Origin of the sequence: Pseudomonas sp. CFBP13508, from assembly GCF_005233515.1 — a bacterium.
GTDB classification, from domain to species: Bacteria; Pseudomonadota; Gammaproteobacteria; order Pseudomonadales; family Pseudomonadaceae; genus Aquipseudomonas; species Aquipseudomonas mercuritolerans.
The window spans coordinates 707,112-728,447 of record NZ_QFZZ01000001.1; the positions used below are offsets into that span (position 1 = coordinate 707,112).

Sequence of the window (21,336 nt, forward strand, 5' to 3'; positions counted from 1 at the left end):
CATTCCTACCTTAACCAATCGACAGGACATCACCATGAACAAAGTCTTCGCTACCCTCGCCCTCACCGCTGCCATGTTCGGCGCCACCGCTGCGTTCGCCGCACCGGTTAAACCTACCGTGGTGCTGGTGCACGGTGCCTTTGCCGATTCGAGCAGCTGGAACGGCGTGGTCAAGATTCTCGAGAAGGATGGCTACCCGGTGATCGCCGCCGCCAACCCGCTGCGCTCGGTCAAGGGTGATGCGCAATCGGTGGCGGATGTGCTGGCCAGCGTGAAAACTCCGGTGGTGTTGGTCGGGCACTCGTACGGTGGCCCGGTGATCAGCGAAGCCGCTTACGGCAATGCCAATGTCAAAGCGCTGGTGTACGTCGCCGCGTTCGCCCCGGAAAAGGGCGAAACCGCAGCCGAATTGTCCGGCCGTTTCCCTGGCAGCACCCTTGGCCCGACCCTGTCGGCCCCGGTTGAGCTGGCCGATGGTGGCAAGGATTTGTACATTCAGCAGGACAAATTCCATGAGCAGTTCGCAGCCGATGTTTCCCCCGCTGATGCGAAGCTGATGGCCGCCACCCAGCGCCCGGTGACCGTCGCCGCGCTCAACGAAGCCGCCACCGAGCCTGCATGGAAAACCGTGCCGTCGTACTTCGTCTACGGTGACCAGGACAAGAACATCCCGGCGCAAGCCCTGGCGTTCATGGCTGAGCGCGCGCACTCCAAGCAGACCGTCGTGGCCAAAGGCGCGTCGCACGTGGTGATGGTGTCCAACCCGAAAGCCGTCGCCAGCCTGATCGAAACCGCTGCGGCCGCGAAGTGATCCAGCGCTGAGTTGAGCCTTCAAGCCCTAGCCGTGAACCCTGTTCACGGCTTTCAGCGCTGGATGATGTTGTAGACGTTCCCTGAGGAAATCGACAAACGTGCGCACCTTCGCCGGTACGCGCGGATGTTTCAGATAGACCAGTTGCACAGGTAACGCCGGCGGCTCAAAGGCCTGCAACACCAATTCCAGTTCACCGGCCGCAACCTGGCTGGCGACTTGATAAGACAGCACCCGGGTAATGCCCCAACCGGAACTGGCGATGTTGATTGCCGCCTGATTCGCGGTGACCACCAGGCGCGGTTCGAAGCGAAAGCTCAACGGCCCGTCGGCATGGGCGAATTGCCAATCGCTGAGCAAATGACTGGCGGACGACATGACGATATTGGCGCGGCTCAGCTCGTTCGGATGTTGCGGTCGGCCATAGCGGGCGAAGTAATCGGGGGTGCCGCAGATCACTTGGCGGACCTCGCCGACCTTGATCGCATGCTGATTGTTTTCGTGCAGATGACCGATGCGCACGGCGACATCAATGCCCTCCTCGGCCATGTTCACCACCCGATCGACCAGCAAAGCCTTCAGATGCACCGAAGGAAACGCATCGACGTATTGCGCCAGCAACGGCGCGATGAACAGCTCGCCAAACAACACCGACGCGGTCACGCTCAAATGCCCGCACGGCACCCGATAACTGCCGGCGGCCGCCTCTTCGGCTTCGTCGACGTCGCACAGAATTCTTCGGCAATCATCCAGATAACGATGCCCGGCTTCGGTCAGGTGCAGGCTGCGCGTGGTGCGCGACAACAGGCGCGTGCCGATGCGTTGTTCCAGCGCGGCAATGGCGCGGGTGACGCTGGGGGGCGAGGTGTTCAAACGCCGGGCCGCCGCCGCAAAGCCACCCTCCTCGGCCACGGCCAGGAACATGCGCATTTCCTGAAAACGATCCATAGACGGGAACCTGTAAAAAACCTCGAAAACACAGTGAAATCATGTGGGAGCGAGCCTGCTCGCGAAGGCATTCTGTCAGTCAACATCACCGTTGAATGACACACCGCTTTCGCGAGCAGGCTCGCTCCCACAGGGGATGTGCATCGTTGTGAGTCAAGCTGTTTGCAGGCCCACCGCTGTACGCTGCATGCCGACGAACTTGGGCAGCGCCTCGACCCGTTCCAGCCACGCCCGCACATTCGGATAATCCTCAAGCGAAACATTGCCCTCCGGTGCGTGGGCGACGTAAGTGTAGGCGGCCACATCGGCAACGGTTGCTTTGTCGCCGGCGAGGAATGCGCTGTTGCCCAACTCGTCTTCCATCACTTGCAATAAAGCGTGGGAACGCTTGATCGCATCAGCCGCGTCGTAACCCGCGCCGAACACCGTGATCAAGCGCGCCGTCGCAGGACCCGAGCTGATCTGCCCGGCAGCCACCGATAACCAGCGCTGCACCTTGGCTTGCTCGACCGGATCGCTCGGCAGCCACTGGCCGTTGCCGTATTTGCTCGCCAGATAAACAAGAATGCCGTTGGAATCAGCGAGCACCGTACCGTTGTCATCAATCACCGGCACCTGGCCGAAACGATTGAGAGCAAGAAATTCAGGGGTTTTGTGCGCGCCCTTCATCAGGTCGACGAACACCAGTTCGGTCGGAACCTCCAGCAGGGACAGCATCAACTCGACGCGATGCGAGTGGCCGGACAACGGATGGCGGTACAGTTTGACGGCTGACTGGGACATGACGTGCTCCTGGATTATTTGAGGTCGACCCGCTGATCGTGTCGATGGGGCTCATCCTGCTCCCCTGCCGCAAATCGCGGAATCCTCAGCCAATACAATCGAGCATTTCAGCCAGTGAAATAATCACCCGCCTCCTTAGGCGCGCGCAGGGATCATTTCACCGGGTGAAACAGTGGATTGCAGTTTCTGGCCATTCCCTCGTAACCGGCCGGGGGCGAACATGAGCCCACTTGAGCTTCAGCCCCAGGCGGCTCACCGGCCCGTTTGTACCCGAGGAGAATCGAAATGGACACAGCGTCGAAACCGCAGCCCTCGCCCTGGCATGAAGGTGAGCTGACCCTGCAACGTGCCGTCGGCGCGGTGGAAATGATGGTCGGCGTCGGCCAGCGGCAACTGGCCCGCGACTGGATGCCGGACCAGCACCGCGAATTCTATGCGCAACTGCCCTTCGTCGTGCTCGGCGCCGTTGATGGCCAGGGCGATCCGTGGGCGACTCTGCGCACCGGTCAACCGGGGTTCATGGATTCGCCGTCACCACAGGTTCTGAAGATCAAACTCGACGCGCAGCCCAACGACCCGGCCAATCAAGGCCTGCAACCCGGCGATGCGATCGGCATGCTCGGCATCGAGCTGCACACCCGTCGGCGCAATCGCATGAACGGCAATATCAGCCGCCGCAAGGACGACAGCCTCGAGATCAGCGTGACCCAGGCTTACGGCAACTGCCCGCGCTATATCAACCTGCGCCATTACGCCTTCGTCGAAGAGACCACCGACAACGCGCTCGACTTGCCGGTCAGCGAACCCTTGGTGCGCGACATGATCACCGCCGCTGACTCGTTCTACGTGGCCACTTACGTGGTGCGCGACGGCGAGCGCCAAGTCGATGTGTCCCATCGCGGTGGCAAATCCGGCTTCGTGCATATGGACGAAGACGGCACCCTGACCATCCCGGATTTCTCCGGCAATCTGTTCTTCAACACCTTGGGCAACATCGTGCTCAACCCGCGCGCCGGGCTGACCTTTATCGATTTCGAAAGCGGCGATCTGTTGCAGATGACCGGCAGCGCAGAAGTGCTGCTCGACGATCCGCAAATCGCCGCGTTCCAGGGCGCCGAGCGGCTGTGGCGCTTCAAGCCGCAGCGCATCGTTTACCGTCAGGCCGCGCTGCCACTGCGCTGGGCCGAGCAGCCGGAAGGCGAATCGCCCAATTCGCAAATGACCGGCAGCTGGGAACAGACCCGTGAGCGTTTGCAGGCCGAGGCGCTGCGCAATCAATGGCGCGCGCTGCACGTCACGCGGGTGGTCGATGAGAGTCCGCAGATCCGCTCCTTTTACCTGCAAGCCAACGACGGCTTCGGCCTGCCGCGCTTTGAACCGGGCCAGCACTTGCCGATCAAGGTCTTGCTCGACGGCCAGGACGCCGCGTCGATCCGCACCTACAGCGTGTCCAGCGCGCCGTCGGACGAGTTTCTGCGCATCAGCGTCAAACGCGATGGCTCGGTATCCTCGCATCTGCATGATCGGGTCCAGGCACTGGACTTGATCGAAGCCCGTGCCCCGCAAGGCGACTTCACCGTCGACGCCACCGAACGCCGGCCACTGGTGCTGTTGGCCGCAGGGGTTGGGGTGACGCCGTTGCTGTCGATGCTGCGCGAGGTGGTCTATCAGGGCAAACGCATCAGCCGCATGCGCCCGACCTGGGTGGTGCAAAGCAGTCGCACCGTCGAGGATCTGGCCTTTCGCGAAGAAATCGACGCCTTGGCTGCACGCGCGGGTGACAAGGTCAAGGTTCTGCGCGTGGTCAGCCAGCCGCCGCTGGAAGCAACGGCGCAGGGTTACGACCATGCCGGGCGCATCGACATCGCCTTGCTGAAAAGCCTGCTGCCGCTGGATGACTACGATTTCTACCTGTGCGGCCCGGGCAGCTTCACTCAGGCGCTGTACGACGGCTTGCGCAAAATGCGCATTCCCGATGATCGCATCCACGCCGAAACCTTCGGCCCGTCGACGCTGATCCGCGATGTCGAAATCAGCACCCCGGCGCCGCCGCAAGTGCCGGTCGCGGAAGAACCGGTCAAGGTGTTGTTCGCCACGTCCGGCAAGGAAGCACGCTGGGAACCGGGCAGCGGCACCTTGCTGGAACTGGCCGAGGCACGTGGCTTGAATCCGGAGTTCAGCTGTCGCGGCGGCTCGTGCGGCACCTGCAAAACCCGCCTTACCAGCGGTCAGGTGCATTACCTCACCCCGCCGGCCATGCGCCTGGCGGACGACGAAGTGCTGATCTGCTGCGCCGCCCCGGCGCAGGGCAGCGAAACCCTGGTGCTGGACGTTTGAATCATGAGGAGGTGCGCCATGAAGCCGTTTGCCGAAACCAACGTGGTTTGGCCGCAAGAGAAAACCGGACTGTCCGCCAGTGAATGCGAACGCAGTTTTTTGCTGCCGCAACTGATGGGCTCGCTCGCCGGTGAAACCTGTGCGTTGACGGGCTCATCCAATCAACGTGAGCATCTGCCTTCGAGCCCGAACGGCTGGTTTTCCCGTGGGCTCAAGGCGTTGTTTGCTTAGGCTTTGCTAACAGCCGCCACCCTGCCCGCCGGCCGGTGCTGGCGGCTGGTGACCAGGCCAATGAACGAGATCAGTAGCGCCAGGCCAATGGTCGAAGTCACTTCAAGGCGATGTTCAGGGGTGATCATCATCACCGCCAGAGCCGCGCAGATAAAGGCGATGACCAGCCAGGTGAGCCAGGGAAACAGCCACATGCGCAAGGTCATTTCGACCTTTTCCCGTTCCAGTCGGCGGCGCATGCGCAACTGCGAAATGGCGATCACCAGATACACCAGCAAGGCAATTGCGCCGGAGCTGGCGAGCAGGAACTGGAACAGCCCGGCCGGCATGAAATAGCTGAGTAACGTCACACCCGCGCCGATCACCGTGCTGGCAATGACCGCCGCGCGTGGCACGCCAGCCGCCGAAGTCACCTTCAATGCCGGCGGCGCATCGCCGCGTCGGCCCAGCGAATACAGCATGCGCGAGGAAATGTAGATCGAGGAGTTCATGCAACTGGCCACCGCGATCAACACCACAACGTCGACGAGAAATTTGGCGTTGGGGATGTTCATCAGTTCCAGTGCGCGCTGGTAGGAACCGACCGAGGCAAGTTGCGGGTCGTTCCATGGCACCACGGAAATCACCACGAAGATCGACAGCAGATAGAAAATGCCGATGCGCCAGATCACCGAGCGCGTGGCCTTGGCGATGTTCTGCGCCGGATTGTTCGATTCTGCAGCGGCGATAGTCACCGCTTCGGTGCCGATGAAACTGAACATGATGGTGATGAACGCGCCGACCACCGCCGACATGCCGTTGGGCGCAAAGCCGCCGTGCTCGGCCATCAGCGTGCTCAAGCCACTGGCTTCACGCTCGGGAATCCAGCCCATCAGCACCGCAAAACCCAGGCCGATGAAACCGATGATCGCGATGACCTTGGCCATGGCGAACCAGAATTCGAACTCGCCGTATTTCGACACGCTGAACAGGTTGGTAATCACCAGCAGGACGATCGACAGCAAGGCGAACAACCACGCATCGACCTGGGGAAACCACTGATTGAGCACGTGCCCGGCGGCCAAGGCTTCGATGGGAATCACCAGCACCCAGAACCACCAGTAGAGCCAGCCGATAGTGAACCCGGCCCAGCGGCCGATGGCTTGATCGGCATAGGTGGAAAACGAGCCGGTGTCGGGATGCGCCACGGCCATTTCGCCGAGCATGCGCATGACCAGCACGACCAGCAGACCGGAGAACAGATAAGCGAGCAGCACCGCAGGTCCTGCGGCGGCGATAGCGTGGCCTGAGCCAACGAAAAGTCCTGCGCCGATGATGCCGGCAATGGAGAGCATGGTGACGTGACGCGGTTTGAAACCTTGCGCCAACTGACCGTTGGAGTCCTTGGGGTTCAGGCTAGTCATGGGTTCTTATTGTTCTCATGATCGACGTTTGGGCCACTGACTGAGCGTCAGGCGATCATCATTTCCGGTGTCGACATCAGGCGAAAGCTGCGACGCAGACGCTTTGCCGACGAAATGATGCTTCACCTTACGTGGCCCGACCGCCGCGCAACTAGCCTGAGTGCGGCATGCCGATGTCTGATTTCGACATGCCACTCTCAGGCCAGCATGGGTCGGCGGCAACCGCTGCGGAGATTTACAGCGTGTAGGAAATCCCCACCTGCACGGTTCGCGGCGCGCCCGGGTAGGCGTAGACGTTGCCGAAGGCGCCTTCTTCGTAGTCGCGATCGAAGATGTTTTTCACATCGAGATTGAGCCGCACCTTGTCGTTGATCTTGTAGAAGCTCAGCAGGTCGACCACGGTGTAACTGCCCATGGAAAACGCGGTGTTGGACGTCTGCCCGGCGCGCTCGTCGACGTATTTCAGGCCGGTGCCAAGGCCAAGGCCTTTGAGCGTGCCGTCCTGGAACTCGTACATGTTAAGCAGGCTGAAGCTGTTCTTCGGGATGTTCAGCAGGCGCGTGCCGGAGCGCAGCGTGTTGTCCTTGGTCACCTCGGCGTCAACGTAAGCGTAACCGCCGACCACTCGCCACTCGGGGGTGAGATTGCCGGTGACATTGACGTCGAAACCACGGCTGCGTACTTCACCGGCGGCGACGCTGAAGGTCGAATCCACCGGGTCGGTGGTCAGCACGTTGCGTTTTTCGATCTGGTAGATCGCTGCGTCGACGCTCAACTGCTGATCCAGCGCTTCCCACTTCCCGCCCATCTCGTAGGACTTGCCTTTTTCCGGAGCGAAGCCGCCGCCTTCGCGGCTGGCGCCGGTGTTGGGCTTGAACGAGCGCGCGGTGTTGGCGTACACCGCCAGGGTTTCGGTCAAATCGTAGGTCACGCCGATACGCGGGGTGACCGCGTTGTCGCTGGCCTGCCAGCTCTTCCCGCCGGGCACGTAGGTTTCGTAATCGTGCTCGAAGCGCTCGAAACGTGCGCCGGCCAGCACTTTCAGTTTGTCGGTCAGGGCGACCTGATCCTGCACGAACGCGGCGTAGGTCTTGAGGTTCTCTTTATCGTGGGTCGGTGTGCGGGTCAGCGCCGGGCGTGGCTGGCCGTAAACCGGATTGAAGATGTCGATCGGGTAGGCACTGACCGCGCCGCTGGAGCGCTGGATGATCGACTTGTAATCGTAATCTTCATACTCGATGCCGGTGAGCAAGGTGTGCTGCAGACCGCCAGTGTCGAAATGCCCGGTGAGGTTGAGCTGGGTGTCCTTGTCGGTCCATTCCAGCTTGCGGTAGTTGAAGTTGCGTCCCAGCGTGCGGCCGTCAGCGGCAATGCCGTTGGCCTCGATCGCGTTGCCCTGGAGCGAGCCGTCGAGCCACTGGAAACCACCGCCCAGGGTCCAGTCGTCGTTGAGCATGTGTTCGAAACGCAGTTGCGCCATGTTGTTGTCGTTGTGCAGCTTGCCGACGTCCTTCTCGCCAAAGAAGGTATCGCGCGAGGCGGTGCCGATCTGCGCCGGGTAGCGCGTCACGCCGCGATCGAGCGGCGCGTTGTTGCGCATGAAATCGCCTTCGAAAATCAGCTTGGTCGCGTCGGTGGCCTGCCAGCTCAGCACCGGCGTAATGCCGTAGCGCTCGGTCTCGACATGATCGCGGAAGGTGTCGCCGCCCTCGCCCACCACATTCAAGCGATAGGCCAGACGCCCTTCTTCATCGAGTGGCCCGGAAGCGTCGAGGGTGCCGCGCTTCATGCCTTGATCGTTCAACTGGCTGCCCAGAGTGACGGTGCGCTCGGGCAATGGCTGTTTCGACACCACGTTGAAGGTACCGCCGGGATCGCCACGGCCATAGAGCATGGTCGCCGGACCGCGCAGCACTTCCAGACGCTCGATGGTATTGGCGTCGGGCATATTCGGGTAGCCACGGTTGATCGGGAAACCGTTGCGGTAGAACTCACCGGTGGTAAAACCGCGCACGGTGAAGGTGGTCAGGCCCTGCCCGCCGAAGTTGTTCGCGCGCCCGACGCCGCCGGCGTAATCCAGCGCATCCTGCAAACGCGTGGCGCCGAGGTCTTCGACGGCATCCTTGGTCACCACGCTGATCGACTGCGGGGTTTCGTGAATCGAAGTGTCGGTGCGCGTGGCGCTGGCCGAACGGGTCGCGCGGTAGCCTTGAACCGGGCCGTCTGCCCTTTCGTAATCCGCTGTGCCGACCACATCGGTGGCTTCCAGCTCAAGCGTTGAAGAAGTCGGTTCGGCTGACTCAGCCCACGAGGAAGAAGACAACGCCTGCAGCACACAAATGGAAAGCAGAGTTCGACGCATGAGGTGAAAACCTTTACGAATAGGCCAGAACGAAGGGCAAAACCGCCAATGAAAACGCGGCGCATGGTATACGGTCGCATTAGTAATTGAAACGTATTCTTATTTGTCATGTTGATCAGGATTGGTGAGCGGGATTCATCACTCCATCCTGAAACCGCGCATTATCAGCAGCGCGTCGATGGCCTAGGCTCGTAGAGATCCGACGTCAATCGATGGCTGCGCCGCGCTACGTGGGCGTCGCCAGCCTGTCTGAAAGGAATTTGCAGATGAAATTCGACACCCCGGCCGGCTCCAATCCGATCGACCAGCTGAACGTCATCGGCCAACCTGCCGACCGCATCGACGGCAAGCTGAAAACCACCGGCACCGCCCCCTACGCCTACGAGCAAAACGCAGCGGTGCCGGACGCCGCCTATGGCTATATCGTCGGCGCCGGGATCGGCAAGGGGCACATTGCCTCGATCGATTCGACGCAAGCGCGGGAGGCGTCCGGGGTGATTGCCATCGTCACTTACGAAAACGCCGGGCCATTGGCCAAAGGCGAGTTTTACGTAGCCAGGGCCTTGGCCGGGCCGCAGGTCGATCACTATCACCAGGCCGTGGCGATTGTCGTCGCGGACACCTTCGAACAGGCCCGCGCGGCCGCCGGCTTGCTCGACATCCGCTACGTGGCCGAACCAGGTTCATTCGATCTGGCGGCTGCGAAAGACTCCGCAACCCCACCGCCACCGGCCGGCTTCGGCCCGCCGCCGCAGACCAGCGTCGGTGACTTCGAAGGCGCCTTCAACGCTGCGCCCGTGCAAATCGATCAGCACTACAGCACGCCTGACCAGGCCCACGCGATGATGGAACCGCACGCAACCATTGCCCGCTGGAGTGGCACGCAGTTGACCTTGTGGACATCGATCCAACAGATCAACTGGGGCGTGCGCGATCTGGCGAAAACCCTCGGCATCGCCAAGGAAGATGTGCGCCTGATCTCGCCGTATATCGGCGGTGGTTTCGGCGGCAAGGGCACGATTCTTTGCGACGCAGTGTTGGCATCCCTGGCCGCTCGACATGCCGGGCGACCGGTGAAAGTCGCGCTGCCGCGGCCGCTGATGTTCAACAACCTGACCCATCGTCCGGCGACGCTTCAGCGCCTGCGCATCGGTGCCAACCGTGACGGCGTGATCACCGCGATCGGCCACGAGAGCTGGTCGGGCAATCTGCGCGGCGGACGCGCCGAAGCGGCTACCGCGTCAACCCGATTGCTTTACGCCGGTGCCAATCGCATGACCCGTTTGAATCTCGCCGTGCTCGATCTCGCCGAGGGTTCGGCGATGCGCGCGCCGGGCGAGGCACCGGGGATGATGGCGCTGGAAATCGCCATGGATGAACTGGCCGAAAAGCTGCAGATGGATCCGCTGCAGTTGCGCATCCTCAACGATTCGCAGGTCGATCCGGAGCAACCGTCGCGGCCGTTCTCCAAACGGCAGTTGGTGGAATGCCTGAACACTGGGGCCGAACGCTTTGGCTGGCGTCAGCGCAACCCTCAACCCGCTCAGCGTCGTGAGGGCGGTTGGCTGATCGGCATCGGGCTGGCCTCGGCGATTCGCGGCGCACCGACGACCGCTTCGGCGGCGCGGGTGCGACTCGATCGTCAAGGCGTCATCACCGTGGAAACCGACATGACCGACATCGGCACCGGCAGTTACACCATCATCGCCCAGACCGCTGCCGAAATGATGGGCGTGCCGCTGGACCGTGTCGTGGTGCACTTGGGCGATTCGCGGTTTCCGGAATCGTCGGGCTCCGGCGGCCAGTGGGGCGCCGCCTCCTCCACTGCCGGCGTGTATGCCGCGTGCGTGAAACTGCGTGAGGCCGCCGCTCACGCCGTCGGGATCGGCCCGCAGCAAGCCGAGTTTGTCGACGGGCAAATTCGCGCAGGCTCGCAGCAGGTTGCCTTGGTTCAGGCTGCAGCCAATGGCGAGCTGACGGGCGAGGACCGCATGGAATACGGTGACCTTGCCCAGCGCTTCGCCCAGCAGACTTTCGGCGCGCATTTCGCCGAGGTCGCGGTCAATGCGGCGACCGGCGAAATTCGCCTGCGTCGGCAACTGGCCGTGTGCGCCGCCGGGCGCATCCTCAACCCGAAAACTGCGCGCAGCCAGATCATAGGCGGCATGACCATGGGCGCTGGTGCGGCATTGATGGAAGAGCTGGCGGTGGATCATCGAATCGGCTTTTTCGTCAATCACGATCTGGCCGGATACGAGGTGCCGGTGCACGCCGACATTCCCCATCAGGAAGTAGTATTTCTCGATGAAGTCGACCCGTATGCCACCCCGCTGAAGGCCAAAGGCGTCGGTGAGCTGGGTATCAGCGGCGCGGCGGCGGCCATCGCCAACGCGATCTATAACGCCTGTGGCGTACGGGTGCGCGATTATCCGATTACGCTGGATAAACTCATCGGCGAGTTGTCCTACCCGGTCTGAGACTGGATCACGCAGGATATCGTCCATGTACCCCACCACCCCCGATGGCCGCTATTTTGTGGTCAAGCAACAGCTATGGCGTTGCAGCAATCCATCACTGCCAGCCGCCGAGCGTGAGGCATTTGTAGCCGAACTCATGTCAGCGCGGCGTGCGGTCAAAGAGGCAAAGCGTGGCGACGATGCACAGGCGTTGAAGTCAGCCAGAGCTCGCGTCAACGACGCCAAAGTCGCGCTGGGTGAACGCGGGCCGGTGTGGTGGGATGACGGCAGCCCGGATTACAACCGATTCAAAGTGAGCAACACACCGTATGCGCAGTGGTTTGCCCAACTGCCTGAAGAGGAAAAATCCCCTGACTGAATGTTGAGTGGCCTGCTGATCTCCAATCCCACCAATCAACACAGATCTCCTGTGGGAGCGAGCCTGCTCGCGAATGCATTGGGTCAGGCAATGAAGATGTTGAATGTGCCGCCGCCATCGCGAGCAGGCTCGCTCCTACATCGGGTTTTGTGTGTTGCCGGGTTTTTGCATTCGCCGCGAAAACCTGTGGGAGCGAGCTTGCTCGCGAATGCATTGGGTCAGGCAATGAAGATGTTGAATGTGCAGCCCTCTTCGCGAGCAAGCTCGCTCCCACACTGGATTTTGCATGTCGCCGGGATTTGGCACACGCCGCGAAAACCTGTGGGAGCGAGCCTGCTCGCGAATGCATTGGGTCAGGCAATGAAGATGTTGAATGTGCCGCCCTCTTCGCGAGCAAGCTCGCTCCCACACTGGATTTTGCATGTCGCCGGGATTTGGCACACGCCGCGAAAACCTGTGGGAGCGAGCCTGCTCGCGAATGCATTGGGTCAGGCAATGAAGGTATTGAATGTCCCGCCGCCTTCGCGAGCAGGCTCGCTCCCACACTGGATTTTGCGTGTCGCCGGGATTTGGCACACGCCGCGAAAACCTGTGGGAGCGAGCTTGCTCGCGAAGGCGTTGGGTCAGGCAATGAAGATGTTGAATGTGCCGCCGTCTTCGCGAGCAGGCTCGCTCCTACACTGGATTTGCATGTCGCCGGGATTTGGCACACGCCGCGAAAACTTGTGGGAGCGAGCTTGCTCGCGAATGCATTGGGTCAGTTAAAGAAGATGTTGAATGTGCCGCCGTCTTCGCGAGCAGGCTCGCTCCCACAGGATTGGGATTGAATGAAGATCGATGGTTCGGCCCATAACAGTGTGGGAGCGAGCCTGCTCGCGAATGCATTCGGTCAGGCGATGAAGATGTTGAATGTGCCGCGCTCTTCGCGAGCAGGCTCACTCCCACACTGGGTTTTGCGTGTTGCCGGGGTTTTTGCATTCGCCGTGAAAACCTGTGGGAGCGAGCCTGCTCGCGAATGCATTCGGTCAGGCGATGAAGATGTTGAATGTGCCGCGCTCTTCGCGGGCAGGCTCACTCCTACAAGGGATCTGCGGCGAGGCTCAGGCTTGCAGCAACTGCCGGGTCATCGCCATAGAGGTCTGCAGCGACTGTCCGGTGCGCTGCAATTTGTTCAGCAGGCTGGCGCCGAGCCAGAGCTGATACAGCGTCTCTGCCAACTTCCGCGCATCGCCCTCGGGCAGGCTTTTGTCGGTCTGGCCTTGTTCGATGCATTCGGTGATGCGCGCGACTATGCGTTCAGCGCCGTCGCGCAGGGTCAGGCGCATTGACTCAGACAGGTCGGCCACTTCGGCGCTGAGTTTCACCACCAGGCATTCATCGCCGTGGCCTTCGAGGGTGCAGCGGTTCTGCCAGCCCTGCCAGTAATCCATCAAGCGCTCGAAGGCAGTCAGCCCAGGCAATGTCAGGCGGCGCTCCATGTCCGCGAGGTAGTCGACGAAGTAATCCTCGAGCAGCGCCTGGCCGTACAACTCCTTGGATTTGAAGTAGTGATAGAACGAGCCCTTGGGCACGCCGGCGGTCTGCAGGATCTCGTTGAGGCCGACGCTGGTGAAGCCCTTCTCGGCCATCATCCGGTGGCCGGTGTCGAGCAAGTGTTGGCGGGTGTCGTCAAAGGTCGGCTTCATGGTGCGCAAAATTCCAGACAATAGACCAGTCGTATAGTTTTCAGGACCGGGAGTTTGCCATAACCGACGGGCAAAAACATTTTCTGAAAAAATTACTAGACGACTGGTCTAATTGGAAACTATGCTGCGCCCCGACACACAAATTCATGCGGCACCGACAACAAGCGAATCCCTCGCCTTCTGCCGATGCCAGACCAACCCAAGGGTGCTCTATGAAAATCTTGATGGTTCTGACTTCCCACGATCAACTCGGCAACACCGGCAAGAAAACCGGCTTCTGGCTGGAAGAGTTCGCCGCGCCCTACTTTGCCTTCAAGGACGCCGGCGCCGACGTCACCCTGGTATCGCCTGCCGGCGGCCAGCCACCGCTCGATCCGAAAAGCGATGAGCCAAGCGCGCAGACTGCCGAAACCGATCGCTTCCGCGCCGATCCGGCCGCACAACAAGCACTGGCCACTACTGGCCGTCTGGCTGATGTGAAGGCCGAAGATTTCGATGCCGTGTTCTACCCAGGCGGCCACGGCCCGCTGTGGGATCTGGCCGAAGACAAGGCCTCGATTGCACTGATCGAAGCCTTCGACCGCGCCAACAAACCTCACGGTTTTGTCTGCCACGCACCCGGCGTGTTGCGTCATGTGGTGCGCGCTGACGGCCAGCCGATCGTCAAAGATCGCGACGTCACCGGTTTCACCAACGCCGAAGAAGCTGCTGTTGGTCTGACTGACGTGGTGCCGTTCCTCATCGAAGATGAGTTCCAGCGTCTGGGCGGGCGCTATTCGAAAGTCGCCGATTGGCAGGTGCATGTGGTGGCTGACGGTCAACTGGTCACCGGCCAGAACCCGGCCAGCTCTGCCGCCGTTGCCGAAAAGCTGTTGAAGATGCTCGGCTGAATCCCTCGCTCCAACCCGATCAACGCCGCGTGCGTACAGCCCGGCGTTGTTTTTTTGCCCAGTCACTAGTCGACTGGTCTAATCAGATTCCAGGCTTACTCCATGAATAACGCTTTCTTCACGCCTGCCAAATTGGGCGCACACACCCTGAAAAACCGCATCGTCCTGCCGCCCCTCACCCGCCAGCGCAGCACGCAGCCGGGCAATGTCGCCAACGAGTTGATGGCCGAGTATTACCAGCAGCGCGCCGGTGCCGGTTTGCTGGTCACCGAAGGCACGCAGATCGAACCGCGCGGTCAGGGTTATGCATGGACGCCGGGCATTCATACGCCGGAGCAGATCGCCGGTTGGCGCAAAGTCACCGAGGCGGTGCACGCCGTGGATGGCGTGATCTTCGCCCAGCTCTGGCATGTCGGTCGGGTCTCGCACACGGCGTTGCAGCCCAACGGAGACGCGCCGGTGTCGGCCTCTGCGGTGGCGACGGACCGCGTCAGCGTGTTCATCGAAACCGCGCCCGGTGTCGGTGAACTGGTGCCGCCGTCCGCTCCGCGCGCGTTGAGCACCGATGAAGTGCAGGAACTGATTCAGCTGTACATCCAGGCCGCGCGCAACGCGATGGATGCGGGTTTCGACGGCATCGAACTGCATTGCGCCAACGGTTATCTGGTCAACCAGTTCATCTCCGCCCACAGCAACCTGCGCACCGACCAGTACGGCGGCTCGCTGGACAATCGCTTGCGCTTTTTGCGCGAAGTGGTGGCCGGCGTCGCCGAATGCATCGGCAAGGACAAGGTCGGTGTGCGGTTTGCGCCGCTGTTCACTACCACCGATGAAGCGCGGACGTATCTGGGCCTGGTCGAGGAAGATCCGCACACAACTTACATTGCCGCGATCAAGATTCTTGAAGACGTCGGCATCGCCTACCTGTCGATCGCCGAAGCCGACTGGGACAACGCCCCAGCGATGCCGCAGACCTTTCGCCAGGCCGTGCGCGACACGTTCAGCGGCGCGATCATTTATGCCGGTCGCTACACCGCCAAAACCGGCGCGCAATTGCTTGAGTCGGGGCTGGCGGATCTGGTCGCGTTTGGCCGACCGTTCATGGCCAACCCGGACCTGCCGGCGCGGATTGCCAATGACTGGCCGTTGAATCAGTTGAATCCGGCGACGGTGTATGGCGGCGGTGCCGAGGGTTATATCGACTATCCGACCTACCCCGCTTAAGAACCCCACCCAAATCCCTGTGGGAGCGAGCCTGCTCGCGAAGGCGGTGGGTCAGTCAGCATTTGTATTGACTTACAGGACCCTTTCGCGAGCAGGCTCGCTCCCACTACAGGATGTCAGTGGCCGCTAAAACCTATACATAGCAAACAATCTGTATAACTATTGGAGTTCGAATCGCCAACCGGACTTCGCTCCATGCCCCCTGCCCACCGCTTGCTCCTGATCCTCGGCGACCAGCTGTCATTCGACCTGGCCTCCCTGCAGCCACTCGATCCCCAGCAAGACCTGCTGCTGATGGTCGAGGTTATGGAGGAAGCGACCCACGTCGCCCATCATCCGCAAAAGATCGCCCTGATCTTCAGCGCCATGCGCCACTTTGCCGAGGCGTTGCGCGATAAAGGCTACCGCGTCCAGTACGTCAGCCTAGACGACCCGGACAACAGCGGCTCAATTCCCGGCGAACTACAGCGCTGGCAAACCCTCACTGGTGCCGACGAGATCCACATCACCGAATGCGGCGACTGGCGCCTTGAGCAATCAATCAAAGATTCGGGCTTGCCCGTGCACTGGCATTCAGACCGCCGTTTCCTCTGCTCCCGCGAAGAGTTCTCCAATTGGGCCAGCGGCAAGAAGCAACTGCGCATGGAGTTTTTCTACCGCGAGATGCGGCGCAAGAGTCGGCTGCTGCTCAATGGCGACGGCACGCCGGTCGGCGGTGCGTGGAATTTCGATGCGGAGAATCGCAAGGCGCTGCCCAAACACGCCAAACCGCCCTACCCGGCGCGTTTCGCCAATGACGCAATCACCCAAGAGGTTCTGGTATTGGTCGGCGAGCGCTTCGCCAGCCATTACGGCACGCTGGATGACTTCAATTACCCGGTGACCCACGCCGATGCCCAGGCCCTGTGGCAATACTTTCTCGACTACGCGCTGGCCGGCTTCGGTGATTACCAGGACGCCATGGCCAGCGACGAACCGTTCCTGTTTCACGCGCGGATCAGCGCGGCGCTGAACATCGGCCTGCTCGATTTGCGCCAGCTGTGCAGCGATGTCGAGGCGGCTTACTGGTCGGGGAGCATCGGCCTCAACGCGGCCGAAGGCTTCATTCGACAGTTGATCGGCTGGCGCGAATACGTGCGCGGTGTGTACTGGCTGAAGATGCCGGAATACGCCGAGGGCAATGTGTTCGGCAACACGCGCCCGCTGCCGGAGTTCTACTGGACGGGTGAAACGCAGATGAACTGCATGCGCCAGGCCATCGGCCAAAGCCTGCAACATGCCTACGCGCACCACATCCAGCGGCTGATGGTCACCGGCAACTTTGCCTTGCTCGCCGGGATTGCGCCGAAGGAAATCTGTGAGTGGTATCTGGCGATCTACATGGACGCCTTCGACTGGGTCGAACTACCCAACACCCTTGGCATGGTCATGCATGCCGACGGCGGTTATCTCGGCTCCAAGCCTTACTGCGCCAGCGGCCAGTACATCAATCGGATGTCGGATTACTGCGGCGACTGCGCCTACAAGGTCAAGGAAAGCAGCGCGGACGATGCCTGCCCGTTCAACGCGCTGTACTGGCATTTCCTCATGCGCCACGGCGATATCCTGCGCGGCAATCAGCGCATGGGCATGATGTACAAGAACCTCGACCGCATGCCGCTGGCCAAGCAGGATGCACTGTGGCAACGCGGACAAATGCTGTTGGCGAAACTGGATAGCGGCGAAGCTTTCTAGTGCGCCTCAGGCCTGCCCGGCCATCCCGTTGCGGCCCGCCGCTTTCGCGCGGTACAGCGCCTGATCGGCGGTCTGGATCAACGCCGGCAGCGAATCCAGCTGCGCGCCCGTCCCCACCGCCATACCGATACTCACCGTAATCCGAGCAAACGGACTGCCCGGGTGGGCGATGTTCGCCTGCTGCAAACGCTCGAGCATCAACTGCGCCACCACCGTCGCACCGGCGCTGTCGGTGGCCGGCATGATCACCGCAATTTCCTCGCCACCGTAGCGTGCGACCAGATCCGAGGGGCGTCGCACGCAGCCTTCAAGAATCTTGCTGACCGCCTGCAGGCAGGCATCGCCAGCAACGTGGCCCAAGGCATCGTTGAACAATTTGAAGTGATCGATATCGATCATCAGCAAGGCCAGCGAGGTGCCGTCACGCTGCGCCCGCCGCGCTTCCACCGCCAGGGTTTCATCGAAACAGCGGCGGTTGGCCAGGCCGGTCAGCGCATCTTTCAGCGCCAGTAATTCCAGTTGCCGATTGGACGCGAGCAACTGCTGCTGGGCATCGCGCAACGCCTCTTCAGCCTCAGTCCGGCGGCGGATATCAAGGATCAGGAACCAGCCGATCAACCCGGTCAGCCCGAGCAGTCCGGCCACCACTACCGCCGACAGCGCCGCTTCGATACGCCACGCCGCTAGCGCTTCATCCTTGCCCAGGGCCACGGTGGTGATCAGCGGCAGCGTTTCGCTTTTGCGGAACGCGTAGAGCCGCTCGACACCGTCGAGGCTGGAGGTGTACGAAGCAGTGCCAACCGAACGGTCGACGAGGTATTTGGCGTAGATCGGCGAACTGGAGAAATTGCGGCCCATGTCCTGCTCGCGGAACGGGTAGCGCACCAGCAGCGTGCCATCGGTGTAAGACAGACCGATCGCGCCGTCCTGGCCAACGTCGAGTTTGCCGAACACCCGCAGGAAGTTCTCCACCCCCAGCGTCACCGCTACCACGCCAGCGAACTGCCCGGCATCGTCGTTGAAGCGCCGACTGATGGTCACCACCCATTCGTGATTGGCACGGCTCTGGATCGGCGGGCCAATGAACGGCTCGCGGCTCGGGCTGTCACGGTGGTGGATGAAATAGGCGCGGTCGCTGCTGTTGGCGCCCTCGGGAATCGGTCGGTTGGAGGACATCAACCAATGCCCGTGCCGGTCATAAATCGTGATGCCGCTGAGCTGTGGCATCAGCGGCTGCTGGCGGTCGATCAGGCTCTGGATGCGCTGAATCTGCGCCGGGCCGTCGCCCTCGGTTTCCAGACGTTCGACCAGCCCGAGCAAGAGCAGCGAGCTTTGCCGGACGATGCCTTCGGTGTAGGTGTTGAGCGCCTGGGTCAGGTTCAGGCCATGCACATCGACCTCGGCCAGTGCACGCTCACGCGAAGACCAGACTTTCCAGATCGTCAGCGAAGTCAGGGAACAGCCGATCACCAGCAGCAGGAGCATTACAAGGCGAGTATCACGCTTCACGTCAGTACCTTAAGGAAGTCCGGTATCCATTCCAGCCATCATTCGAACGTCGGCACTCACGGCGGCCACGTGTTCCGGGGCGCAAGCATACAAGCAGTGTGCAGCGGCTGCAGCAACAGAGTGTGCAGCGCTATGCGGCGGGTTTGAGGATTTCCACGAGAAAATCGATGAACACGTTGATCCGGCTCGATCCACGGTGGTTGGGCAGGTACAGCGCGTTGATGCAACTGCTCGCGCTGCCGGGATTGACCTCGTAGTGCTCAAGCAAGCGCGTCAGGCGCCCGGCGGTGACGTCGTCGCGCACCAGCCAGTCGGCCAGCAGCGCCACACCGCCACCGCCAATCGCCGCTTCGCGAAGAATGTCGGCGTTGTTGCTTTGCAGGCGGCCCTGGACGTTGAGCTGAATCGGCTCTTCGTCGCCCTGAAAGGTCCAGTGATGATGGCTGCCGCCGTAGTCGAAGCGCAGGCATTGATGCTCGAGCAAATCCCGCGGATGCTCCAGCACAGCGCTGCGCGCCAGATAATCCGGGCTGGCAACAATCCAACGCTGAAACTGCCCGACGCGTTTGCTGACGATGTCCTCGCTGACCACCGTCGAGCCGAGCCGCACTGAAACGTCGATCTGCTCGCTGAGCAAATCGCTGACCTGATCGCTCAGCGACAGGCTGATCTCCAGCCCGGGATGGCGTTCAAGCAAGCGGCTCAGGTGCGGCGCGATCAGTCGCCGGCCAAACTCCACCGGCACGCTGATGCGCAAGCGGCCCTGGGCATCACTGCCACGATCGGCGACCACCGCATCGGCTTCGTCGATGGCATCGAGAATGGCCACGGCCTTCTCGAAATAGGTCTGGCCGGCGACGGTGACGCTGGTATTGCGCGTGGTGCGATTGAGCAGGCTGGCGCCCAACTCGTTTTCCAGGCCCGCCACTTGCCGTGTCACCGAAGACGTCGAAATCCCAAGCTTGCGCGCCGCCGAGGAATAGCCTCCGCAGCGCACGGTTTCAACAAACATCTTCAGTGCCAGCAACTTGTCCATAAGCGGGGTCCGGTGGTGAGGGAACGCCGCTGATTGTGCATCAGCGCTCGCCACACGTCTTGTATCGTCGTGCTTGCCGGGCCTCATCGCGACCTCAGACATCAGCCTTGCGACTCAGGAACAACGCCAGCGCCAACGCCGGCAAAACCGCCACGGCAACGGCCGAGAGGTTCCAGCCGAAGTGTTCGTACAGCGGGCTGGCGACCAGTGAACCGAGCGCGCCGCCGACGAAGATGCTGGTCATGTACACCGCATTCAGGCGTGCGCGGCTGTGCGGGTCGAGGGCGTAGACCTCACGCTGGCCGAGGACCATGTTCAGCTGCACGGCAAAATCCAGCAGCACCGCACACACCACCAGCCATACGTAACCACTGCCCGGCAGCGCGGCGATCAACAGCGACAGCGGCGCCAGCAGCAACGCCACCAAGGTACCGCGACGACCGTGCCCGGCATCGGCGAGACGCCCGGCAATCGGCGCGGCAATCGCACCCACCGCGCCGACCAGGGCAAAGATCGCCACCTGCGCCTGGCTGAAACCGTGGTGACGCATCAGCTCAATTGGCGCGAGCGTCCAGAACAGGCTGAAACTGGCGAACAGCAAACCCTGATACAGCGAACGCTGGCGCAACACAGGAAAGCGCCGGGCCAAGGCAAACACCGAACCAATCAACGCGACATAAGTGGCCTTATGCGTCGGCACCCGGCGCGGCAGTGCCACAGCGGTAATCAACGCGATCACCGCCATCAGTGCCGCCGCGCTGTAAAACACCCCGCGCCAGCCGAACACTTCGACCAACAGACTCGACAGCGGCCGCGACAGCAGAATCCCCAAGAGCAGGCCGCTCATGATATTGCCGACCACGCGCCCCCGGCTGGCTTCCGGCGCCAAATGCGCGGCCAGTGGCACGAGAATCTGCACCGCCACCGAGGTCAGGCCGATCAGCAAAGAGAGCAGCAGAAACAGCGACGGCGAATGAGTCAGGCCAGCACACAGCAGCGTCACGCTGGCAGCGAGGGTGAAGCCGACCACCAGACGGCGGTTCTCCATCAGGTCGGCCAGCGGCACCAGCAGCAACAAGCCCAGCGCGTAACCGAACTGGGTCAGCGACACGATCAGGCTGGCATTGGCGCTGGACAGGCCGATCTGCGGCGCGATCAGTTCGACGATGGGCTGCGCGTAATACAGGTTGGCGACGACCGCGCCGCAGCAGAAGGCCAGAAACGCGACCATCAGGCCGGAGAGTGAAGCAGGCTGTTCGGCCGGGGCCGCAACGGCAGGGTTGCCCGTAAGCATGGTGACACCTCGTTGAGTTCGGGAAAGTTGTGCCAAGGCTACGGTCAGCCGGCGGGGGCGAGAATCCATGCCACTGGCAACGCACTGATGCGTGGCGCGCAACGTTGCTTGTGGCGCAACGCGCTGTTGCGCGGGCCGGTGATTCTCCGCCGCAAGGGTCTTCTCTACGCTTTGGCCCTGGCGCTGACGTCCGCATCGGCGCCCTTCCCCGGCTGCTACAAGGAGCGTTTCCATGACCCGCACTGCACTCGTCC

At 61.8% G+C, this 21,336-nt stretch carries 16 protein-coding genes and 1 pseudogene; 9 read left to right on the forward strand and 8 right to left on the reverse strand.

The genetic code is table 11. The annotated features are described in order from the left end of the window. Nucleotides 1-34: 34 nt before the first annotated feature. Nucleotides 35-811 carry an alpha/beta hydrolase gene (locus PspCFBP13508_RS03180; protein ID WP_137213625.1) on the forward strand — a complete coding sequence of 259 codons (777 nt, stop codon included), beginning with the start codon at nt 35-37 and terminating at the stop codon, nt 809-811. A gap of 27 nt (nt 812-838) precedes the next feature. Here PspCFBP13508_RS03180 and PspCFBP13508_RS03185 read toward each other — a convergent pair whose 3' ends face one another. Continuing rightward, the gene (locus PspCFBP13508_RS03185; protein ID WP_137213626.1) at nt 839-1,759 is read right to left on the reverse strand and encodes a LysR family transcriptional regulator; all 921 of its coding nucleotides are present in this window, start codon (nt 1,757-1,759) and stop codon (nt 839-841) included. Nucleotides 1,760-1,802: 43 nt separating this feature from the next. Here PspCFBP13508_RS03185 and PspCFBP13508_RS27800 point away from each other — a divergent pair. After that, nucleotides 1,803-1,892, forward strand: a pseudogene (locus tag PspCFBP13508_RS27800) (metal ABC transporter ATP-binding protein); the annotation flags it as partial. Between the two features lie 20 nt (nt 1,893-1,912). Here the strand turns inward: PspCFBP13508_RS27800 and PspCFBP13508_RS03195 are convergent. Next, on the reverse strand, nt 1,913-2,542 hold the full coding sequence (locus PspCFBP13508_RS03195; protein WP_137213627.1) for a glutathione S-transferase: 630 nt from the start codon (nt 2,540-2,542) through the stop codon (nt 1,913-1,915). Between the two features lie 285 nt (nt 2,543-2,827). Between PspCFBP13508_RS03195 and PspCFBP13508_RS03200 the strand changes: the two genes are divergently transcribed. After that, nucleotides 2,828-4,879, forward strand: coding sequence for a pyridoxamine 5'-phosphate oxidase family protein (locus PspCFBP13508_RS03200; RefSeq protein WP_137213628.1), 2,052 nt, complete (start codon nt 2,828-2,830; stop codon nt 4,877-4,879). 18 nt (nt 4,880-4,897) lie between these two features. Next, nucleotides 4,898-5,110, forward strand: a complete 213-nt coding sequence (locus PspCFBP13508_RS03205) for a hypothetical protein (RefSeq protein WP_137213629.1) — start codon at nt 4,898-4,900, stop codon at nt 5,108-5,110. Here PspCFBP13508_RS03205 and gabP read toward each other — a convergent pair. Together gabP and PspCFBP13508_RS03215 are read right to left on the reverse strand one after the other, a co-directional pair. Continuing rightward, nucleotides 5,107-6,513: a GABA permease gene (gene gabP / locus PspCFBP13508_RS03210; protein WP_071172494.1), complete on the reverse strand. Its 1,407-nt coding sequence runs from the start codon at nt 6,511-6,513 to the stop codon at nt 5,107-5,109. The two genes, PspCFBP13508_RS03205 and gabP, sit on opposite strands and share 4 nt — an antisense overlap. 235 nt (nt 6,514-6,748) lie before the next feature. After that, nucleotides 6,749-8,875: a TonB-dependent siderophore receptor gene (locus PspCFBP13508_RS03215; protein ID WP_137213630.1), complete on the reverse strand. Its 2,127-nt coding sequence runs from the start codon at nt 8,873-8,875 to the stop codon at nt 6,749-6,751. A 266-nt stretch (nt 8,876-9,141) separates the two neighbouring features. Here PspCFBP13508_RS03215 and paoC point away from each other — a divergent pair, with 266 nt between their 5' ends. Continuing rightward, nucleotides 9,142-11,352 (forward strand): aldehyde oxidoreductase molybdenum-binding subunit PaoC, encoded by a 2,211-nt coding sequence (paoC, locus tag PspCFBP13508_RS03220; RefSeq protein ID WP_137213631.1) that lies wholly within the window; start codon nt 9,142-9,144, stop codon nt 11,350-11,352. A gap of 25 nt (nt 11,353-11,377) precedes the next feature. After that, nucleotides 11,378-11,710 carry a hypothetical protein gene (locus PspCFBP13508_RS03225; protein ID WP_137213632.1) on the forward strand — a complete coding sequence of 111 codons (333 nt, stop codon included), beginning with the start codon at nt 11,378-11,380 and terminating at the stop codon, nt 11,708-11,710. Between the two features lie 1,100 nt (nt 11,711-12,810). Here PspCFBP13508_RS03225 and PspCFBP13508_RS03260 read toward each other — a convergent pair. Beyond that, nucleotides 12,811-13,395, reverse strand: a complete 585-nt coding sequence (locus tag PspCFBP13508_RS03260; RefSeq protein ID WP_137213634.1) for a TetR/AcrR family transcriptional regulator — start codon at nt 13,393-13,395, stop codon at nt 12,811-12,813. Between the two features lie 212 nt (nt 13,396-13,607). Here PspCFBP13508_RS03260 and PspCFBP13508_RS03265 point away from each other — a divergent pair, with 212 nt between their 5' ends. From PspCFBP13508_RS03265 to PspCFBP13508_RS03275, 3 genes are all read left to right on the forward strand, one after another. After that, nucleotides 13,608-14,285 (forward strand): type 1 glutamine amidotransferase domain-containing protein, encoded by a 678-nt coding sequence (locus PspCFBP13508_RS03265; RefSeq protein WP_122692540.1) that lies wholly within the window; start codon nt 13,608-13,610, stop codon nt 14,283-14,285. 102 nt (nt 14,286-14,387) lie between these two features. Continuing rightward, nucleotides 14,388-15,509 (forward strand): alkene reductase, encoded by a 1,122-nt coding sequence (locus tag PspCFBP13508_RS03270; RefSeq protein ID WP_125927083.1) that lies wholly within the window; start codon nt 14,388-14,390, stop codon nt 15,507-15,509. A gap of 195 nt (nt 15,510-15,704) precedes the next feature. After that, nucleotides 15,705-17,243, forward strand: a complete 1,539-nt coding sequence (locus tag PspCFBP13508_RS03275) for a cryptochrome/photolyase family protein (protein WP_137213635.1) — start codon at nt 15,705-15,707, stop codon at nt 17,241-17,243. 6 nt (nt 17,244-17,249) lie between these two features. Here PspCFBP13508_RS03275 and PspCFBP13508_RS03280 read toward each other — a convergent pair whose 3' ends face one another. From PspCFBP13508_RS03280 to PspCFBP13508_RS03290, 3 genes are all read right to left on the reverse strand, one after another. Then, nucleotides 17,250-18,752, reverse strand: coding sequence for a sensor domain-containing diguanylate cyclase (locus PspCFBP13508_RS03280; protein WP_137213636.1), 1,503 nt, complete (start codon nt 18,750-18,752; stop codon nt 17,250-17,252). Nucleotides 18,753-18,882: 130 nt separating this feature from the next. Beyond that, nucleotides 18,883-19,788 (reverse strand): LysR family transcriptional regulator, encoded by a 906-nt coding sequence (locus PspCFBP13508_RS03285; RefSeq protein ID WP_137213637.1) that lies wholly within the window; start codon nt 19,786-19,788, stop codon nt 18,883-18,885. Nucleotides 19,789-19,882: 94 nt separating this feature from the next. Next, on the reverse strand, nt 19,883-21,082 hold the full coding sequence (locus PspCFBP13508_RS03290; protein WP_122505585.1) for an MFS transporter: 1,200 nt from the start codon (nt 21,080-21,082) through the stop codon (nt 19,883-19,885). Nucleotides 21,083-21,336 lie beyond the last annotated feature (254 nt).

Bases quoted from the DNA above. Each gene is read 5' to 3' on its own strand.
- PspCFBP13508_RS03215 (WP_137213630.1), bottom strand. From the start codon at position 8,875: ATGCGTCGAACTCTGCTTTCCATTTGTGTGCTGCAGGCGTTGTCTTCT.
- PspCFBP13508_RS03200 (WP_137213628.1), top strand. From the start codon at position 2,828: ATGGACACAGCGTCGAAACCGCAGCCCTCGCCCTGGCATGAAGGTGAG.
- PspCFBP13508_RS03275 (WP_137213635.1), top strand. From the start codon at position 15,705: ATGCCCCCTGCCCACCGCTTGCTCCTGATCCTCGGCGACCAGCTGTCA.
- paoC (WP_137213631.1), top strand. From the start codon at position 9,142: ATGAAATTCGACACCCCGGCCGGCTCCAATCCGATCGACCAGCTGAAC.
- PspCFBP13508_RS03290 (WP_122505585.1), bottom strand. From the start codon at position 21,082: ATGCTTACGGGCAACCCTGCCGTTGCGGCCCCGGCCGAACAGCCTGCT.
- PspCFBP13508_RS03285 (WP_137213637.1), bottom strand. From the start codon at position 19,788: ATGGACAAGTTGCTGGCACTGAAGATGTTTGTTGAAACCGTGCGCTGC.
- gabP (WP_071172494.1), bottom strand. From the start codon at position 6,513: ATGACTAGCCTGAACCCCAAGGACTCCAACGGTCAGTTGGCGCAAGGT.
- PspCFBP13508_RS03270 (WP_125927083.1), top strand. From the start codon at position 14,388: ATGAATAACGCTTTCTTCACGCCTGCCAAATTGGGCGCACACACCCTG.
- PspCFBP13508_RS03185 (WP_137213626.1), bottom strand. From the start codon at position 1,759: ATGGATCGTTTTCAGGAAATGCGCATGTTCCTGGCCGTGGCCGAGGAG.
- PspCFBP13508_RS03225 (WP_137213632.1), top strand. From the start codon at position 11,378: ATGTACCCCACCACCCCCGATGGCCGCTATTTTGTGGTCAAGCAACAG.
- PspCFBP13508_RS03195 (WP_137213627.1), bottom strand. From the start codon at position 2,542: ATGTCCCAGTCAGCCGTCAAACTGTACCGCCATCCGTTGTCCGGCCAC.
- PspCFBP13508_RS03265 (WP_122692540.1), top strand. From the start codon at position 13,608: ATGAAAATCTTGATGGTTCTGACTTCCCACGATCAACTCGGCAACACC.
- PspCFBP13508_RS03205 (WP_137213629.1), top strand. From the start codon at position 4,898: ATGAAGCCGTTTGCCGAAACCAACGTGGTTTGGCCGCAAGAGAAAACC.
- PspCFBP13508_RS03260 (WP_137213634.1), bottom strand. From the start codon at position 13,395: ATGAAGCCGACCTTTGACGACACCCGCCAACACTTGCTCGACACCGGC.
- PspCFBP13508_RS03180 (WP_137213625.1), top strand. From the start codon at position 35: ATGAACAAAGTCTTCGCTACCCTCGCCCTCACCGCTGCCATGTTCGGC.